18 protein-coding genes are annotated in these 16663 nt (G+C 70.8%); 7 read left to right on the top strand and 11 right to left on the bottom strand.

Annotated elements, in window-relative coordinates:
• The first annotated feature begins 12 nt into the window (after window positions 1-12).
• Both OCS65_RS20985 and OCS65_RS20980 read left to right on the top strand, forming a co-directional pair.
• Window positions 13-216, top strand: coding sequence for a hypothetical protein (locus tag OCS65_RS20985; RefSeq protein WP_006948033.1), 204 nt, complete (start codon window positions 13-15; stop codon window positions 214-216).
• Window positions 213-578, top strand: a complete 366-nt coding sequence (locus tag OCS65_RS20980; protein WP_065922842.1) for a type II toxin-antitoxin system death-on-curing family toxin — start codon at window positions 213-215, stop codon at window positions 576-578. The genes OCS65_RS20985 and OCS65_RS20980 overlap by 4 nt, the downstream gene beginning before the upstream one ends.
• On the opposite strand, the gene OCS65_RS20975 is transcribed toward OCS65_RS20980, so the two are convergent.
• The 3 genes from OCS65_RS20975 to OCS65_RS20965 all read right to left on the bottom strand — a co-directional run bounded on the left by OCS65_RS20975 (window position 523) and on the right by OCS65_RS20965 (window position 4322).
• Window positions 523-1740: a flavin-containing monooxygenase gene (locus OCS65_RS20975; RefSeq protein WP_065922841.1), complete on the bottom strand. Its 1218-nt coding sequence runs from the start codon at window positions 1738-1740 to the stop codon at window positions 523-525. The two genes, OCS65_RS20980 and OCS65_RS20975, sit on opposite strands and share 56 nt — an antisense overlap.
• A gap of 115 nt (window positions 1741-1855) precedes the next feature.
• Window positions 1856-3484 carry a LuxR family transcriptional regulator gene (locus OCS65_RS20970; RefSeq protein ID WP_006948036.1) on the bottom strand — a complete coding sequence of 543 codons (1629 nt, stop codon included), beginning with the start codon at window positions 3482-3484 and terminating at the stop codon, window positions 1856-1858.
• A gap of 88 nt (window positions 3485-3572) precedes the next feature.
• The gene (locus tag OCS65_RS20965; protein ID WP_043799209.1) at window positions 3573-4322 is read right to left on the bottom strand and encodes an ABC transporter permease; all 750 of its coding nucleotides are present in this window, start codon (window positions 4320-4322) and stop codon (window positions 3573-3575) included.
• A gap of 102 nt (window positions 4323-4424) precedes the next feature.
• Between OCS65_RS20965 and OCS65_RS20960 the strand changes: the two genes are divergently transcribed.
• Both OCS65_RS20960 and OCS65_RS20955 read left to right on the top strand, forming a co-directional pair.
• Window positions 4425-5027, top strand: a complete 603-nt coding sequence (locus tag OCS65_RS20960) for a ClpP family protease (RefSeq protein WP_029542283.1) — start codon at window positions 4425-4427, stop codon at window positions 5025-5027.
• Window positions 5028-5029: 2 nt separating this feature from the next.
• Window positions 5030-5623, top strand: coding sequence for an ATP-dependent Clp protease proteolytic subunit (locus OCS65_RS20955; RefSeq protein WP_029542284.1), 594 nt, complete (start codon window positions 5030-5032; stop codon window positions 5621-5623).
• A gap of 103 nt (window positions 5624-5726) precedes the next feature.
• Here OCS65_RS20955 and OCS65_RS20950 read toward each other — a convergent pair whose 3' ends face one another.
• A complete protein-coding gene (locus tag OCS65_RS20950) occupies window positions 5727-6542 on the bottom strand; it encodes a mycofactocin-coupled SDR family oxidoreductase (RefSeq protein ID WP_006948042.1) in 816 nt (271 codons plus the stop codon).
• 101 nt (window positions 6543-6643) lie between these two features.
• Window positions 6644-7012 carry a helix-turn-helix domain-containing protein gene (locus OCS65_RS20945; RefSeq protein ID WP_050034842.1) on the bottom strand — a complete coding sequence of 123 codons (369 nt, stop codon included), beginning with the start codon at window positions 7010-7012 and terminating at the stop codon, window positions 6644-6646.
• Between the two features lie 175 nt (window positions 7013-7187).
• On the opposite strand from OCS65_RS20945, the gene OCS65_RS20940 reads away from it, so the two are divergent.
• The gene (locus OCS65_RS20940; RefSeq protein WP_006948046.1) at window positions 7188-7847 is read left to right on the top strand and encodes a TetR family transcriptional regulator; all 660 of its coding nucleotides are present in this window, start codon (window positions 7188-7190) and stop codon (window positions 7845-7847) included.
• Entirely contained in the window at window positions 7844-8503 is a 660-nt protein-coding gene (locus OCS65_RS20935) for an enoyl-CoA hydratase-related protein (RefSeq protein WP_006948048.1), read from the top strand. Before OCS65_RS20940 ends, OCS65_RS20935 begins: the two co-directional genes overlap by 4 nt.
• Window positions 8504-8546: 43 nt before the next feature.
• On the opposite strand, the gene OCS65_RS20930 is transcribed toward OCS65_RS20935, so the two are convergent.
• The 6 genes from OCS65_RS20930 to OCS65_RS20905 form a co-directional block, all read right to left on the bottom strand.
• Window positions 8547-10070 carry an ATP-dependent DNA ligase gene (locus OCS65_RS20930; protein ID WP_065922840.1) on the bottom strand — a complete coding sequence of 508 codons (1524 nt, stop codon included), beginning with the start codon at window positions 10068-10070 and terminating at the stop codon, window positions 8547-8549.
• 99 nt (window positions 10071-10169) lie between these two features.
• Window positions 10170-11252: an ABC transporter ATP-binding protein gene (locus OCS65_RS20925; RefSeq protein WP_006933842.1), complete on the bottom strand. Its 1083-nt coding sequence runs from the start codon at window positions 11250-11252 to the stop codon at window positions 10170-10172.
• 29 nt (window positions 11253-11281) lie between these two features.
• Window positions 11282-12163: a carbohydrate ABC transporter permease gene (locus OCS65_RS20920; protein WP_006933843.1), complete on the bottom strand. Its 882-nt coding sequence runs from the start codon at window positions 12161-12163 to the stop codon at window positions 11282-11284.
• Window positions 12163-13128 (bottom strand): carbohydrate ABC transporter permease, encoded by a 966-nt coding sequence (locus OCS65_RS20915; protein ID WP_006933844.1) that lies wholly within the window; start codon window positions 13126-13128, stop codon window positions 12163-12165. The genes OCS65_RS20920 and OCS65_RS20915 overlap by 1 nt, the downstream gene beginning before the upstream one ends.
• Entirely contained in the window at window positions 13125-14453 is a 1329-nt protein-coding gene (locus OCS65_RS20910; RefSeq protein ID WP_006933846.1) for an ABC transporter substrate-binding protein, read from the bottom strand. The genes OCS65_RS20915 and OCS65_RS20910 overlap by 4 nt, the downstream gene beginning before the upstream one ends.
• A 62-nt stretch (window positions 14454-14515) precedes the next feature.
• Window positions 14516-15520 (bottom strand): sugar-binding transcriptional regulator, encoded by a 1005-nt coding sequence (locus OCS65_RS20905; protein WP_006933848.1) that lies wholly within the window; start codon window positions 15518-15520, stop codon window positions 14516-14518.
• Between the two features lie 116 nt (window positions 15521-15636).
• On the opposite strand from OCS65_RS20905, the gene OCS65_RS20900 reads away from it, so the two are divergent.
• On the top strand, window positions 15637-16653 hold the full coding sequence (locus OCS65_RS20900; protein ID WP_006933851.1) for an NAD(P)-dependent alcohol dehydrogenase: 1017 nt from the start codon (window positions 15637-15639) through the stop codon (window positions 16651-16653).
• Window positions 16654-16663: the final 10 nt, after the last annotated feature.

Raw genomic sequence — 16663 nt, 5'->3', positions numbered from 1 at the left:
AGCATCGGACTCATGGCCATGACACTCCGGTTGACCGAAGAGCAGGAGCGAGCACTTGCGCTGTTGGCGGAGGCCGACGGTGTGAGTAAGCACGAGGCGACGGTGCGTGCCATCACGGAGGCGGCGGCGCGGCGCGTGCGGGACACGCGGGTGCAGGCGTTGTCCCGTGACGGCCGGGAGCGATACGCTGCGCTGCTCGACCGATTGGCTCAGTGAACGTCGAGTACCTGGAACTCGAGGATCTGCTCGCGCTTGCGGAGGATCTGGGAGTGCCGCACATTCGCGATCTCGGTCTCCTGGATTCGGCTGCGCACCGACCTCGCTCCTCGCTTTTCGGGCGTGATGCCTATCCGTCGATCCACGAGAAGGCCGCGGTGCTGCTCGAATCGATCGCGCGGAACCATCCTCTGGTCGACGGCAACACGCGGCTCTCGTGGATGGCGGTGTTCGTCTTCTACGGCCTCAACGGGCTCGATCTCGACGCGCCGGATGACGACGCGTACGACCTGGTGATCGCCGTCTCTACCGGGACGATCGACTACCGGGCAGCAGCCGAGACACTCGCCGGCTGGACGTAGCGTAGGTCCCCGACGAGCCGTATGAACGGCCGTGCGCCGGAGCGCCGAGTCGGGTCGGAACCCCAGCGGCGACGGGCGCGCGGTGCTCGACCAGGTGCCGGACGACGTGCCCGGCGTCCGCGCCGGCCCCGCCCACGAGCATCGAGCGGAACGACGACTGGAAGCACAGCCCGGTGAAGTACAGGCCGGGGATGTCGGTCACCACCCCGTGGTCCTCGAGCGGCCAGCCGTCCGGGCCGAGCACCGGCAGGTCGATCCAGTCGTAGACCTGGCGGAAACCGGTGCACCACAACACGTTCGTCACGTCGAGGACGCGCCCGCCGGCGAGGACCGGACGGCCGTCGACGACCCCGGTGACCCGTTCGGTGATCCGTTCGACGCCGAGCTCGGCGAGATCCTCCCGCTTGACCCGCAACAGCGGTGCGCCGTGCCGGCGTTCGTGTTCACGCACCTTCCGGCCGAGCGGGGTGCGTACGGAGAGCACGTGGCCCCACACGAACCACAGGACGGGGAAGAGCACCCGCATCCGGCGGCTCTCGATCCGCACCGGGAGCTGCCCGGTGTCGCGGCCGCACAGGATCGTCGGATGGGACGTCGCCACCTCGTAGGCGAGGTCGCCGCCGGAGTGGGAGGCGCCCACCACGAGCACCGGCCCGTCGTTCAGCTGTGTCGGATTGCGGTACTCGCTCGAGTGCAGCTGCACGATCCGCGGGTCCAGCTCCGCTGCGAATTCCGGGATGCTCGGGGTGCGGCCGAACGTGCCGGTCGCGACGACGACGTTGCCGGCCTCGATCCGCATCTCGCCGCAGTCGAGGAGGAAGCGGTCGCCGTCGCGTGAGAGCCGACGCACCCGGGTGCCGCCCGCGACGGGGAGATCGAACCGCGCGGCGTATGCCTCGAGATAGTTTGCGACGTCGTCCTTCGTCGGGAACCGGTGCGGATCGCCGGGGAACGGCATGCCGGGCAGGCCGTCGTATCCGGCGGGGCTGTACAGGCGCAGCGAATCCCAGTGGCTGCGCCAGTTGTCGCCGATCCGCCGGTTCGCGTCGACGATCAGGAAAGAGCGGCCGCGCCGGGCGAGGTGGTAGCCGGCGGACAGACCCGCCTGGCCCGCGCCGATCACGACGGTGTCGATCAGTCGGGGTGCACTGTCGGTGGTCATGGGGAACTCCTGGCTCGAGGGGTCTGGACGGACGACGTTAGGCGCCGCCGGCATCGGCCGCGTCGGGCGAACTATGTAGCCGGCCCGAGAACCCGGATGGGTAATTCTGTGCAGCTCAGAGCAGGTGGTGCTCGTACGCGTATGCCGTCGCGGCCGCCCGGGACGACACGTCGAGCTTGGTGAAGATGTTGCTCAGGTGCCGCGCCACGGTCTTCTCGCTCAACACGAGTTCACGGGCCACGGCCCGGTTGGTCTTCCCGGTGGCGACGGCCCGCAGCACTTCGACCTCGCGCGGGGTCAGCCGGCCCCGCGCGGCCGGCCGCGTCGGCACTCGCGCGAGGTCCCGCAGGTCCGGCTCGGCGTGCAGGTCCCGGAACGTCGCCGCCGCGGCCTCGTACTCGAGCCGCGCCGACTCGGCATCGCCGAGCGCATCACAGCAGCGGCCCTGCAGCACCCGCACCCGCGCGCACTCGTAGGGCGCCTCGAACCCGCGCCAGAGCCCGCACGAGCGGCGCAGCCGGTCGAGGGCGGCGCGCGGTGCGCCCTCGGCGAGCAGGACGGCCCCGGTGACCTGCTCGGCGATCGCGCTCAACGCCGGAGCGTCCTGTTCGCGGGCCAGCGCCGCGAGTTCGTCGGCGCTGCGGCGCGCGGCCGCGACGTCGCCGACGGCGAGCGCGACCTCCACGTGGCCCGCCAGCAGCCGCGGACGATAGAGGGGAAGCGATTCGCCGAGCGCCCGCCGGATCCCGGCGAGCGCCGCGTCGGGGTCGCCCTGACGCAGACGCAACAGCGCCATGCCCGGTTGGATCTCGCGGCCCAGCCGGCCCGCGCGGCGGTAGGCGTCCTCGGCCTCGTCGAACTCGCCGCGCAGCCGGTGCAGTTCACCCTGTTCGTACAGGGCCATGCCGACGGCCGGTTGCCCCGGTGGGTCCGACAGCCGACGGAAGGCGAGCCGGGCCAGGTCCATGGCCTCCGTCCAGGCGCCCTCCAGTTGTAGGATCTCCGCGCGGTGTACGAGGCACTGTCCACGGAACGGGACGAGGCCGGGCTGGGCGTCGCACCAGCGGCCGAGTGCCCGCGTCCATTCCCTGGCCCGCTGCAGCTGGAACGTGTCCTGGCAGGCCTCGATCACCGCGCAGTACACCAGGCCGGCCACGACCGGCGAGACCTCTTCGAGGGTCACGCCGACCATCACCTCGTCCAGCGTGCCGAGACCGCCGGTGACGTCGCCGAGCAGGATGCGGCACTGCCCGATGCCGAGGGTGCTCAGCGCGACGAGGTCGGCGTCGCCGCAGGACCGGCCGATTTCCTGGGCGGCGGTGAACGCGGGCAGGGCGTCGGCCGGGCGGTTCGCATGCATGTCCTGCACCGCCGCCGGCAGCAGCAGGAAGCCGCGCGTCGCGCAGTCCGGGCGTCCGGGCTCGCTCAGGTGCTGGGCCCGGGCGAGCCAGCCGCCGGCGCGCGCCACCTCACCACGGTTCATCAGCAGGAAGCAGAGCCAGAAGGCACTGCGTCCGGCCCGCTCGGGGTCGTCGGCGTCGAGATGGGCCGAGAACGCACGTTCGTACAGCGTCGCGCAGTCGTCGTCCCGGCCGACCAGATACGCCGACCGTGCGAACAGGTCGAGGTCGTCGGCGGTGAGGGGCTCGTGCGCGTCGGCGGCGCGGAACGCGTCGAACGCCCGCGTCCAGTCCCGCGCGTGGAACGCTGCCCGCGCGTGGTCGAGCACCGTCGACGGGCCCATCCTCGCTCCCTGCGGCGACCGAACGTGCACCGAGTGGTTGCCTGCGATCCTACGCCCCCCGGCCTCCCGGTCCGGGGCGCAGCGGAGATCAGTCCGGCAGGCCGGGCCGGGTACGGACCGGTGCCAGACCGGAGACGAGGACGACGGCGGTGATCGTTCCGGCGGCCATGATCGCGGCGAGCACCACGATCTGGAAGCGTCCGGCCTCGAGCGGGGACACACCCCCGAAGATCGCGCCGACGAAGGCGCCCGGCAGCGTCACCAGCCCGGTGGTCTTGGTCTGGTCGGTCGACGGGATCAGCGCCGAGTGGACGGCCAGGCGCGTGAGCTCGCGGGTGGACTGCCGCGGCGTCGCACCGAGCGCGAGCCAGCCCTCGACGGTGTCCCAGTTGTCCCCGGTCAGTTCCGTGAAGCGCCGCCCGGCGAGGGTCGCGATCGTCATGGCGTTGCCGACGACGATGCCGCCGATGGCCAGGACGTACCGCGGGGAGAACTCGATGGCGCCGGTGACGAAGACGATCGTGAGCGTCACGGCGATCCCGAGCGCCATCGCACCGGATACGAGGGCCACGTGTCCCGGGCTCCAGCCGATCCGGCGCGATGCGGTGAGAGCCGCCACGGTGAACATGACGAGCAGGGCGGCGCCCACCCAGATCGGATTCGTGATCACCCCGGACAGCACCACGCTGATCAGGGCCAGTTGCACGGCGCCCCGCAGCACCGCGATCGCCGGCGCGAACTGATGCGGGGCGCGGTAGCCCCACAGCACCGCGGTCGTCGTCCCGACGAGCAGTGCCACCCCGACGGCGGTGGGCACCAACTCCAGGGACCAGGTCACCTCCGGAGCGTATCCGCCGGTCGCGCCCCTGCAACATCACCTGTGTCTGCCGTCGGCAGACGAAGCGCCCCGGCGCGCGGAGCCGGCGCCAGGATGACGGTCATGATCACCACACCACCGCTGAACTACCGCGACCAACTCGCCGACCGGCTCTTCCAGCACCGCACGGTGCTGCTGACCGGGGAGGTGAACGACGACACGGCCGAACGGGTCTGCTCCGAACTCGTCCTGCTCGCCACGGCCGACACCGAACGCGACGTGGTCGTCTACATCAACTCGCCGGGCGGATCGGTCCTCGCCGGGCTCGCGATCTACGACACCATGAAGCTGATTCCGAACGACGTGGTCACCGTGGCTCTCGGGTTCGCCGCGAGCATGGGGCAGGTGCTGCTCGCCGCCGGCACGCACGGCAAGCGGATCGCCTTGGCGCACAGTCGCATCATGATGCATCAGCCGTCGGCGGGGATCGGCGGCACCGCGATCGACATCGCCATCCAGGCCGACAACTGGGAATACATGAAGCGCCAGTCCGAGGAGATCCTGGCGGCCGAGACCGGGCGCCCGGTGGAGCAGATCGCCGCCGACAGCGACCGGGACCGGTGGTTCACGCCCGAGCAGGCCCGCGAGTACGGCATCGTCGACGCAGTGGTCGACTCGTTCGGTCAGCTCGCCCCGTTCGCGGCCGGTCGCCGGATGGGGTTGTGATCATGTCCCAGTACACGATTCCGCACGTGATCGAACGGACGCCGGCGGGGGAGCGGTCCTTCGACGTGTTCAGCAGGCTGCTGAACGAGCGAATCATCTTTCTGGGCACGGAGATCGACGACGGCGTCGCGAACGTCGTGATGGCCCAGCTGCTGCACCTCGAAGCCGAGTCGCCCGATCGGGAGATCGGCCTCTACATCAATTCGCCCGGTGGGTCGAGCACCGCGATGATGGCCGTGTACGACACGATGCGGTTCCTGCGGCCGCCCGTCGCCACGTACTGCATGGGTCAGGCCGCGTCCGCGGCGGCGGTGCTGCTCGCGGCCGGAGCACCGGGCCGGCGCTTCGTGCTCGCCCACTCGCGGGTGCTGCTGCACCAGCCGTCGACGCAGGGGCAGGGCACGATCTCGGACCTGTCGCTCCAGGCCGCAGAGGTGTTGCGGATCCGCGCGCAGACCGAGGAGATCCTTGCCGAGCACACCGGTCAGGACCCGGCGCGCCTGCGCAAGGACACCGATCGGGACCGCGTCTTCACCGCGCAGGAGGCCATCGACTACGGGCTCGCCGACGAGCTGATCGTCGACCGCGAGCCGTAGTGGCCGGGCCGCAGGGTGCACTCCCCCCTTCGGGTGGCCGAATGTGACATGCGTTCGCTCGGATCGAAGCGGTGTGACATTCGGCCACGTTGGGTGGGGGCGCTCAGCGGATCAGGTTCCCCAGGTCGACCGGGATCTGCGCGCCGGTGATGTACTTCGCCTCGTCCGAGCACACCCACGCGACGACGGCCGCGACGTCCTCGGGCTGCAGGATCTCGTACGGCAGGGAGTTCATGTAGATCGGGCCGAGAGTGGTCGCGTACTTCGCGATCAGCGGGTGCAGGTCGCTGACCTTCATGCCGGTCTCCACCCCGGCCGGGTGGACGGTGTTGACCCGGATCCGGTGCTCGCCGAGTTCGTTCGCCATCGTCTTCGCCAGTCCGGTGATGCCGTGCTTCGTCGCGACGTAGTGGCCGGTGAACGGGGTGCCCTTGAGACCCGAGACGGAACTGGTGAAGACGACCGCGCCGCCCTCGCCCTGCTCGATCAGGTAGGGCACGGCGGCCTTCGCGGTGTGGAACACTCCGGTGAGGTTGACGTCCACCGTTTCGCGCCACTGCTCGAGGGTGATCTCCCACGACAGCGCGCCCGAGCAGATGCCGGCGTTGGCGACGACCACGTCGAGCCGGCCGAGCCGGTCCACGCCGTCGGCGAGTGCCCGCGAGAGCGCGTCGAAGTCCCTCACGTCCGCGGTCGTGGCGACGATGCGACGCCCGGTCGTCTCGACCAGCCGCACGGTCTCCGCGAGATCCTCCTCCGTGGCGCCCGGGTAGGCGGTCGAGGCGAAATCGATGCACGCGTCGATCGCGATGATGTCGGCGCCCTCCCGGGCGAACTGCACCGCCTCGGCGCGGCCCTGGCCGCGGGCTGCGCCGGTGACGAAGGCGACCTTGTTCTCGAAACGGCCGGCGGCATCCATGCTCGTCTCCTCGGCAGTGGGGGGATCGTCGGGTCGGACGCGGATTCTCCAGCCCCGAAGCGACGGGCGATACCACGGGTTCCGCTCAGCGGGACCGGGGCTCAGGCGGCGCACAGCTCCACGCGCGGGTCGCGCACCCGCTCGACCTGCGCGTTCACTCGCGCGGCGGTCAACCGCCGGATCCCGCGCGAGAGCAGGTGCTCGACGGGCAGGTGCAGCGCGCCGCACACCGAGCGCAGCACCTCCGACGACGGCTCCTTGCGGCCGCGCTCGATCTCGGACAGGTACTGCTTGGACATGCCGACCGCGGCCGCGACGTCGGCGAGGCTGCGGTCCTGATCCCGGCGTTCGTCGCGCAGGATCTCCCCGTAGACCTCGCGCAGCAGGCGCTCGGGCCGCGGCCGCTTGGCACGGTGCTGTCGGCGCCGGGCGTCGAGATCCGCGACGGCGGGCCGGTCCGCTGCTGACATGCCCCGAAGTCTCGCACGATGCCGGCGCCGGGGCCGGGGTATTCACCGACAGCGAAACGGGGGCCTCCGTCCGCGACGCGACGCGGCACGGCCGGCCGCGGTTCGGCAGCGCAGCCGATCGCCACCCCGCGGTTACCGCCTAGTAATAGAGCGCATGTTCTGTTATGGTCCCGCTGTGCCCCGCCCCCGCATCCATGACCTCGACGAGGTTCTCGACACCACCGAAAGTCTGGTGGTGGAGGGTGGCGCGAGTGCGGTGACGCTGCGTGCGGTCGCCGCGGCCACGGGGATGTCGAACGGCGCTCTGTATCACGCGTTCGGCTCACGAGGCGGGCTGGTCGGCCGGGCCTGGTTGCGCGCGGCCCACCGCTTCCTCGACCTGCAACACGCGGCGGTCGACGAGGTTCTCGGCTCCGCCTCGGCGCCGGGCTGGGCCGTCGGGGTCGACGCCGTCGTCGCAGCTGCCGATACCCCGGCGGCGTTCGCCGCCCGCTTCCCCGAGTCCTCGCGTCTTCTGCTCACCGTCCGGCGCGACGAGTTGCTCGGGTCCGACCTGCCGGAGGATGTCGCCGCAGAGTTGAGCCGGCTCGATTCGGTTCTGGTCGCGCTGCTCGTTCGCCTGACTCGGACGTTGTGGGGCCGCGGCGACGCGCGTGCGGTCGCGGTCGTCGAGGACTGCGTCGTCGGTCTGCCCACAGGGCTGTTGCTCCGGCGTCGGCGTGTCCCCGACACCGCCTTGCGGCAACGCCTCGAGGCCGCGGTCCGTGCGGTTCTCGCCCTCGATCCTCCGCCGGCGCCGCCCCGGCGCGGCGGCCACACGAAAGGTTCTCGATGACTGCCACTCTGACCTACCGGGACAAGATCGCCGTCCTCGACCTCGGCGACGACGAGAACCGGTTCTCCCCGGACTGGCTCGACACCGTCGACCGCCTCCTCGACGAAGCGCAGCAGAACGCGCACGCGCTCGTCACCACGGCGACGGGGAAGTTCTACTCCAACGGCCTGGACCTGGAATGGTTGACGGCGCACGGTGATCGGGCGCAGTGGTACGTCGGCCGGGTGCAGGCGCTGTTCAGCCGCATCCTCACCTTCCCGTTGCCGACAGTCGCCGCGGTGGTCGGGCACGCGTTCGGGGCGGGCGCCATGCTCGGCATCGCGCACGACTACCGGGTGATGCGCGCCGACCGGGGCTACTACTGCTTCCCCGAGGTCGACATCCACATCCCGTTCACGCCGGGCATGGCCGCCCTGATCCAGGCCAAGCTGACCCCGCAGACTGCAGTCACCGCGATGACCACCGGGCACCGTTACGGCGGCCTCGAGGCCGAGGCTGCCGGCCTGGTCGACCGCACAGCCGGCGAGGGTACCGTCCTGGATGCCGCCGTCGAGCTCGTCACCCCGCTCGTGGGGAAAGACCCCGGCACCCTCGGTGTCATCAAGTCCACCATGTTCGCCACCGTGGTCGAGTCGCTCGCCCAGGGGCGGGCATGACCGGCCACGAGCGACATCCGGTATCGGGCGGAAGTGCGGGGCGCTAACCGGAATCCGTCGCCGGCAGCAGCGCCCGCACCGCGTCGATCGTGTCCGCCTCGGCAGCCGTCTTGTCGGGGCGGTAGCGCACCACCCGCGCGAATCGCAGCGCCACCCCGCCGGGGTAGCGCGGGCTGACCTGCACGCCGTCGAGTTCGATCTCCACGACCAGCTCCGGTCGCAGGTACACCGCGTGTGCGTCGCGGCTGCGTTCGTGACGCGGGAATTCCTCGGTCTGCCATTGCAGCAGCGCGTCGGTCAGCCCCTTGAACGTTTTGCCGACCATGATCGGTTCACCGCCGTCCGGGTCCCGCGCGCCCAGATGGAGATTGGACAGGTACCCGGTGCGGCGGCCGTAGCCCCACTCGGCGCCGAGCACCACCAGGTCGAGGGTGTGCTCCGGCTTGACCTTCTGCCAGGCGCGGCCACGCCGGCCCGCCGCGTAGGGTGCGGTGAGGTCCTTGACGACGACGCCCTCGTGGCCGGCGGCGAGCGCGGCCTCGAACTGGGCCTTGGCTGCGGCGTCGTCCGGCTGCAGCACGCCCGGGATCCGGTGCTCGGGGGCGACCCGCTGCAGGGCGTCGAGACGCTCGGCGAGCGGTGCGTCGAGCAGGTCGACGCCGTCGAGGTGCAGGCAGTCGAAGAAGTACGGGTGCAGCAACAGATCGTGGGCGGACTCGGCGCCGAAGCGGCTCATGGTCTCCTGGAACGGCCGGGGCCGGCCCTCGGGGTCGAGCGCCAGGGTCTCGCCGTCGAGCACCACCGACGTGCACGGCAGCGCGGCGACCAGATCGACGAGTTCCGGTACGCTGCCGGTGATCTCGCGCAAGGTGCGGGTGAACACCCGCACCGTCTCGTCGTGGCGGTGCACCTGGATGCGGGCGCCGTCGAGCTTGTATTCGACGCTGACGTCGCCGCCGAACCGGCTGTAGGCGTCGGCGAGGGACGGCGCGGGAGAGGCGAGCATCGGCCTGATCGGCCGGCCCACCTCGAGACGGAACGCGGTGAGCGCGTCGGCGCCGCCGGTGAGCGCGGCGGCCGCCGTCACGGACAGTTGCCCGGAGAGCATGAACGCCCGGCGCACCGTCTCGGCGGGCAGACCGGCCGTGGCGGCCACCGCGTCGGTCATCACGCCCTCGAGCGCGCCCTGCCGCAGATCCCCGGTGAGCAGCCGCACCAGGAACTCCTGTTCGGCGGTGGTGGCCGCGCCGAGCAGCGTGGCGAGCAGTTCGCGGCGCCGCCCCGTCGATCCGGTCCCGGCCAGACCGGCGAGCTCGGTGAAGGCCCGGTCGACGTCGGAGACGGTCAGCGACGGCGCGTCGGCCGGGTCGACGCGGGCCCCGGCGAGGGTGCGCCAGCCCACGCCGATGCGGCCCTGGCGGGGCTCGCCCGCCAGCCACGACACCGCGGGCTCGACCTCCACGGGGTCGAGGATGGCGAGGAGGCTGCGCAGTTCTTCCACCTTGGTCCGTCGCGACCGGGTGGTGCCGACGGCCCGTGAGGTGGCGACGATCGTCGAGAAGAGCACGTCCCGACCGTACCGACCCCCGCCGGTTCCGGCGCAGGTTCACCGCCGGTTCCGGCGCAGGTTCACCGCCGGTTCCGGCGCAGGTTCACCGCCGGCCGGTCAGTCGCCGACGCGTTCGCCCGTCTCCGGATGGAACAGGTGCACCGAGCCCTCCCGCTTGCGCAGCCGGATCGTGTCCGCGAGCCGGGCCGGGGTGCGGGTGAGCGACCGCGCGACGAGGGTGGTGTCGCTGCGCGCGACGCGGGTGTACACGTACGACTCGCTGCCGAGTTCCTCGACGAGGTCGACGATGGCCTCGACGCCGTCGCCGTCCGTGATCTCCAGCTGTTCGGGCCGGATCCCGACGGTGACGGTCTCGAGGCCGGCGCGGTGCAGCGAGGCGATGCGGTCCCGTTCGACGTCGACGACGGTGCTGCCGATCTGCACGCCGCCGTCGACGATCCGCGCGTCGAGCAGGTTCATCGCGGGCGAGCCGATGAACCCGGCGACGAACGCGTTGGCGGGCCGGTCGTACAGCTCGGTGGGGGAGGAGAACTGCTGCAGCGTGCCGCCGCGCAGCACCGCCACCCGGTCGCCCATGGTCATCGCCTCGACCTGGTCGTGCGTGACGTACACCGTGGTGGTGCCGAGACGCCTTTGCAGCGCGGCGATCTGGGTGCGGGTCTGCACCCGCAGCTTGGCATCGAGGTTGGACAGCGGTTCGTCCATGCAGAACACCTGCGGTTCGCGGACGATCGCCCGGCCCATCGCGACGCGCTGCCGCTGGCCGCCGGAGAGCTTGGCGGGCTTGCGGTCCAGGTAGTCGGTGAGGTCGAGCAGCTTCGCCGCCTGCTCGACCTTGCGCCGCCGTTCGTCGGCGCTCACGCCGCGCATCTTCAGTGCGAAGCCCATGTTCTCGGCGACGGTCTTGTTCGGGTACAGGGCGTAGTTCTGGAAGACCATCGCGATGTCACGGTCCTTCGACGGCACGCCGACCATGTCGCGGCCGCCGATGCTGATCGAGCCCTCGTCGATGTCCTCGAGTCCGGCGAGCATCCGCAGCGCGGTGCTCTTGCCGGAGCCGGACGGTCCGACCAGGACGACGAACTCCCCGTCCTGGATGTCCAGGTTCAGCGAGTCGACGGCGAGGGTGTCGGAGTTCTCGTAGATGCACGACGCGTTGCGGTAGGTGATCTCGGCCATGACGATTCCTTCGAAAGTGATCGGGAGAGTTACTTGATTGCGCCGAACGACAGGCCGCGCACGAGCTTGTTCTGGGCGACCCAGCCGGCGAGGACGACGGGCAGCGCCGCCATCGTCGCGGCCGCGGACAGGCGAGCCCAGTACAGGCCCTCGCCGGTGATGAAGCCGACGAGGAACACGGGAATCGTCTGCGCCTGCACCGCCGTGAGGTTGACGGCGAAGAAGAATTCGTTCCAGGAGAAGATGACGCAGATCAGGGCGGTGGCGGCGATGCCGGGCGAGACGAGCGGCAGGATCACCTCCCGCACCGACGTCCACAGGCCGGCGCCGTCCATGCTCGCCGCCTCGAGCAGCTCGCCCGGCACCTCGAGGAAGAACGAGCGCATCATCCACACCGCGATCGGCAGGTTCATCGCGGTGTAGAGGATGATCAGGGCCCAAATATTGTCGAGCAGACCGATGTTCGCGACGATCACGTACAGCGGGATGATCGCGGCGACGATCGGCAGCATCTTCGTGCTGATGAAGAAGAACAGGGCGTCCTTGGTCTTGCGCACCGGCCGCAGCGACAGGGCGAACGCGGCGGGCACGCCGAGCAGCAGGACGAGGATCGTCGACACGCCGGTGGCGAACGCCGAGTTGAGCAGGCTGACACCGACGCCGGTGTCGAACACCGCGCGGAACTGGTCGAGGGTGGGTGTGAAGAAGAACTTCGGTGGATCGGAGTAGGCGTCGGCCTCCTGCTTGAAGGCGGTGAGCACCATCCAGAACACCGGGAAGAAGAACCCCAGGGCGGCGATCCAGGCGACGACGCCCCATGGATTTGCCTTGCGGTGCTTACGTTTCCGTGGGCGCGCCGGGACGGTCTCCGGTGCGGGGAGCTGCTGTGTGGTGGGGGCGGTGGTGCTCATCAGGCGGCCTCCTCCTTGCCCGTGAACGATGTGAAGATCAGCCGCAGCGCGACGGTGGCCACGACGATGGTGGCGACGACGACCACCACGCCCATGGCGGCGGCCTGGCCGATGTCGAAGCCGAGGAACGCCCGCTGATAGATGTAGAACGGCAGGTTGGAGCTGGCGGTGCCCGGTCCGCCCTGGGTCATCATGTAGATGGCGTCGAACGTGTTGACCAGGTGGATCGCGCCGAGCACGGCGCCGAGTTCGATGAACCGCCGCAGGTGCGGCAGCGTCAGCTCGCGGAACAGGGCGAAGGCGCCGGCCCCGTCGACCCGGCCGGCCTCGAGGGTGTCACGCGGCATGGACTGCAGCCCGGCCAGGATGAGCAGCATCATGAACGGGGTCCACTGCCACACCAGGTTGGCCATCACCGCGGCGAGCGGGTAGCGGCTGACCCAGTCGATCTGCCCGACGCCGAACGGGGAGAGCACGAAGTTGACGATGCCGAACACGGGATCGAACATCGCGGTCTTCCACATCAGCGCTCCCGCGACGGGGGTGACCAGGAACGGCGTGATGAGCAGGGTGCGGACGATGCCGCGGCCGAGGAAGACCCGGTCGAGCAGCAGCGCGAGCAGCAGGCCCAGCACGACGGAGATCAGCACGGTGCCGACGATGAGGATCACGGTGTTGACGGCGACCTCGCGGAACTGGCTGTCGCGGAAGACGTCCGCGTAGTTCTGCAGGCCCACGAAGCTGCGCGAGCCCGGGCGCACCAGGTTCCACGACTGCGTGGAGTAGTAGAGGGTGAACACGAACGGGATCTGCGTGACCACGATCATGAAGATCAGGGCCGGCAGCAGGGGCCCCCGGCGGCGCCAGCCTTCCGCGCGGGAGACCGCGTCGCTCTTGGCTTCCCGCACCCGGCGGATGCGTTCCGAGTCGTCGGCGGTGGGTGCGCCGACTGCCACGGTTGTCATTGTTGATCCTCCCGATAGGTGGCACCGACGACGTCGGCGTATTCCTGGGCCTGTTCCAGCGCTTCGGTGACGGTCTTCTGGCCGGCGATCGCGGCGCTGATCTGCTGGCTCACGCGGGTTCCGAGGTCCTGGAACTCGGGGATGGCCAGGAACTGGACGCCGGTGTAGGGCACCGGCTCGACCGTCGGGGCGTCCGGGGTCGCGTTCTCGATGGACCGGAGGGTGAGCGGCCCGTAAGCGGCTGCGGCCTCACGGTATTCGGGGATCTCGTAGGTGGACAGCCGGCTGCCGGGCGGCACCCGCTCCCAGCCGAGGGTCTCGCCGACGGTGCGCAGGTACTCCTTGCTCGTCATCCACGAGACGAACCGCCACGCCGAGTCCGCGTTGTCGCTGTCGACGGGGATGCCGAGCGACCAGCTGTAGAGCCAGCCCGCGTCGTCCTTGACCCGGATCGGTGCCGGCGCGTACCCGATCTTTCCGACCACGTTGCTCGACGCGGGGTCCTCGAGGGTGGAGACCGCCGACGTGGAGTCGTACCACATCGCGACGCGGCCCTGGGCGAGCTGCGTGGCGCATTCGCTGAAACCGCTGGTGGCGGCGCCCGGCTGGCCGTGCTCGCGCACCAGGTCGACGTAGAACTGCACGGCCTCGACGACCTCGGGACTGGTGAGCTGCGCGTTCCAGTTCTCGTCGTACCACCGGCCGCCGAAGGTGTTGATCACCGTGTTCAGCGGGGCGAGCACCTCACCCCAGCCGGGCTTGCCGCGCAGGCAGATCCCGGCGGTGTCGGGGCTGTCGAGGCGGGCGGCGGCAGCGGCGACCTCGTCCCATGTGGGGGTGGGGGACAGGGCGATGCCGGCCTGCTCGAACAGGTCCTTGCGGTACATCAGGAACGAGGACTCGCCGTAGAACGGCACCGAGTACATGTCGCCGTCGTAGGACAGCGATTCGCGCAGGGAGGGAATGAAGTCGTCCTCGTCGTAGCCCTCCGTCTGCCGGGCGTAGTCGGAGAGGTTGGTCAGCCAACCGTTCTCCGCCCACTGCGGGGTCTCGTAGTTGCTGATCATCACCACGTCGAACTCGCCGCCGCCCATCGCGGTGGAGGCCGTGATCTTCGCGCGGGCCTGGTTCTCCGAGAGCGTGACGAACCGCAGGTCGATGTCCGGGTTCTCGGCCTCGAACTGCGCGGCGAGTTGCTGGGCGTCCTGCATCTGGGAATTCGACACCATCGCGATGGTGACGGTCTGGTCGGAGGCGCCGAGCGAGCCGGCGCCGGCGCAGCCGGTGAGCGTGAGGCTGAGCGCCCCCGCTCCGGCCACCAGCATTCGGGTGGTCGTTCTGGATGTGTTCACCGATCGTCGCCTCTTCTTCGGTCTCTCCGGTGGGGTTATCGGTCGAGTAGCCAACGTGCGCACTCGATGTCGCACACGAGCATGGTGGCCAGGCCGCCGCGCAGCGCCCCGAGCGCGGCCTGGTGTTTGGCGGCCCCGCCGGTGACGAGGACCGTGCCGGGGCAGGCGCGGATGTCGTCGAGCGAGACCGACACGGCGCGACGGTCGAGGTCCCCGCCGACGGCCGTGCCGTCGGCGTGGAAGAACCGTCCCGCGATCTCCCCGACCGCGCCGAGGTCGGTGAGGGAGTCGAGCATGGCGGTGTCGAGGTAGCTGCCCTCGAACAGGGTGGTCGACGTGGACACCGCCCCCACGCCGAACATCATCATGTCGGCGCGGCGGCCGATGTCCAGGGTGCGGGAGATCATCGAGTCGGCACGCATGGACGCGACCGTCGCGGGGTCGGCGTACAGGGGAACGGGGAGGCGGACCATCTTGGCCTGCAACTGTTCCGCGCATCGTCCGAGCACGTACTCGGCGCCGGTCTGGTAGTCGGACGCGGTGACGGCGCCGTCGAGCTGGACGATCGTCGCGCAGGTCGCCCCGCCCGGCGGCAGGGCCTGCGCGACGGCCACGGTCTCCGGGCCCCACGTGAATCCGAGGGTGTCCGTCGCGCGGATCCGCCGGCTGATCAGGGCGGCGGCGGCCCGTCCGACGCCCGCGAAGCTGGCGGCCTCGTCGAGCGGGCCGGCCGCGTCCACGCCGTCGCCGACGACGACGGCCTCGAGCAGGCCGAAGCGCTCCTCGAGGGCGCGTTCCTCGTCGGCGTGCAGGTCGTCGCGCAGGTTGGCCGGCACGTTCACCTCGATGCGCACCAGGCCCTGGGCCCGGGCCCGGGCGACGAGGCGTCCCGCGGTCGGCCGGGAGACGCCGAGGCGCGTCGCGACCTCCGCCTGGGTGAGGCCGTCCAGGTAGTACAGCGTCGCCGCGCGCAGCGCCAGGCGCAGCTCCTCCGGCGCGGCGGCGGCCGCGGGCTGGTTCGTCACGTGGGGGACGGTCACGACATCTCCTGGTTCGGAGGAACACCGTGAGCAAATGCTCATGGGTGCGTTCATTTGCTCAGTACGCTAGCATCGGCAATGTGACCCACACAACACCCCCGTCGATCCCGGCCGGCATGCGCGCCGCCGTCCTCGTCGAACCCGGACGGATCGAGATGCGCGAACGGCCGGTCCCCGAACCCGCACCCGGCGACGTGCTCGTCCGGGTCACCTCCGTCGGCGTGTGCGGATCGGACACGCACTACTACCGGGAGGGCCGCATCGGCGAATTCGTCGTCGAGGCCCCGCTCGTCCTCGGCCACGAGGCCGCCGGCACGATCGCCGCGGTCGGCGCCGGCGTCCCCGCCGGCCGGGTCGGGCAGCGTGTGTCCATCGAGCCGCAGCGCCCCGACCCCACCACCGACGAAACCCGGCGCGGGCGCTACAACCTCTGCCCGCACATGCGGTTCTACGCCACCCCACCCGTCGACGGCGCCTTCTGCGACTACGTCACCATCGGGGCGGAATTCGCCCACCCCGTGCCCGACACCGTCTCCGACGACGCCGCCGCCCTCTGTGAACCGCTGTCCGTGGGCATCGCCGCCGTCCGCAAGGCGGGCGTCACCGCCGGTTCCCGGGTCCTGGTCACCGGCGCGGGCCCCATCGGGATCGTCACCGCGCAGGTCGCCCGCGCGTTCGGCGCCATCGACATCGTCGTCACCGACCTCGACGCGGACCGGCGCGCGCTGGCCCGGAAGTTCGGGGCGACCGCCACGCTCGACCCGCGCACCGACGACGTCAGCGACCTGCACGTCGACGCCTACATCGACGCCTCCGGCGCCCCCGCCGCGGTCGCCGCCGCGATGCGGGCGGTCCGGCCCGCCGGCACCGTCGTCCTCGTCGGCTCCGGCGCCGAGACGATGAACCTGCCGGTCCAGCTGATCCAGAACCGCGAGCTGGTCCTCACCGGCGTCTTCCGTTACGCACACACCTGGCCGACGGCGATCGCCCTCGCCGCCACCGGCCGCGTCGACCTCGACGCGATGGTCACCGCCCGCTTCCCGCTCGAGAGGGCGGCCGAAGCACTCGAATCCGACCGGACACCCGGCAACATCAAGACCGTCGTGCGGGTGCACCCCGGCGACGACACGTAAGGAGCCCCGA

Source organism: Rhodococcus aetherivorans, from assembly GCF_025722975.1.
Taxonomy (GTDB): Bacteria; Actinomycetota; Actinomycetes; order Mycobacteriales; family Mycobacteriaceae; genus Rhodococcus; species Rhodococcus aetherivorans.
The sequence above is the reverse complement of the archived record's forward strand: the minus strand, read 5'-3'. Positions and strand labels throughout refer to the sequence as shown.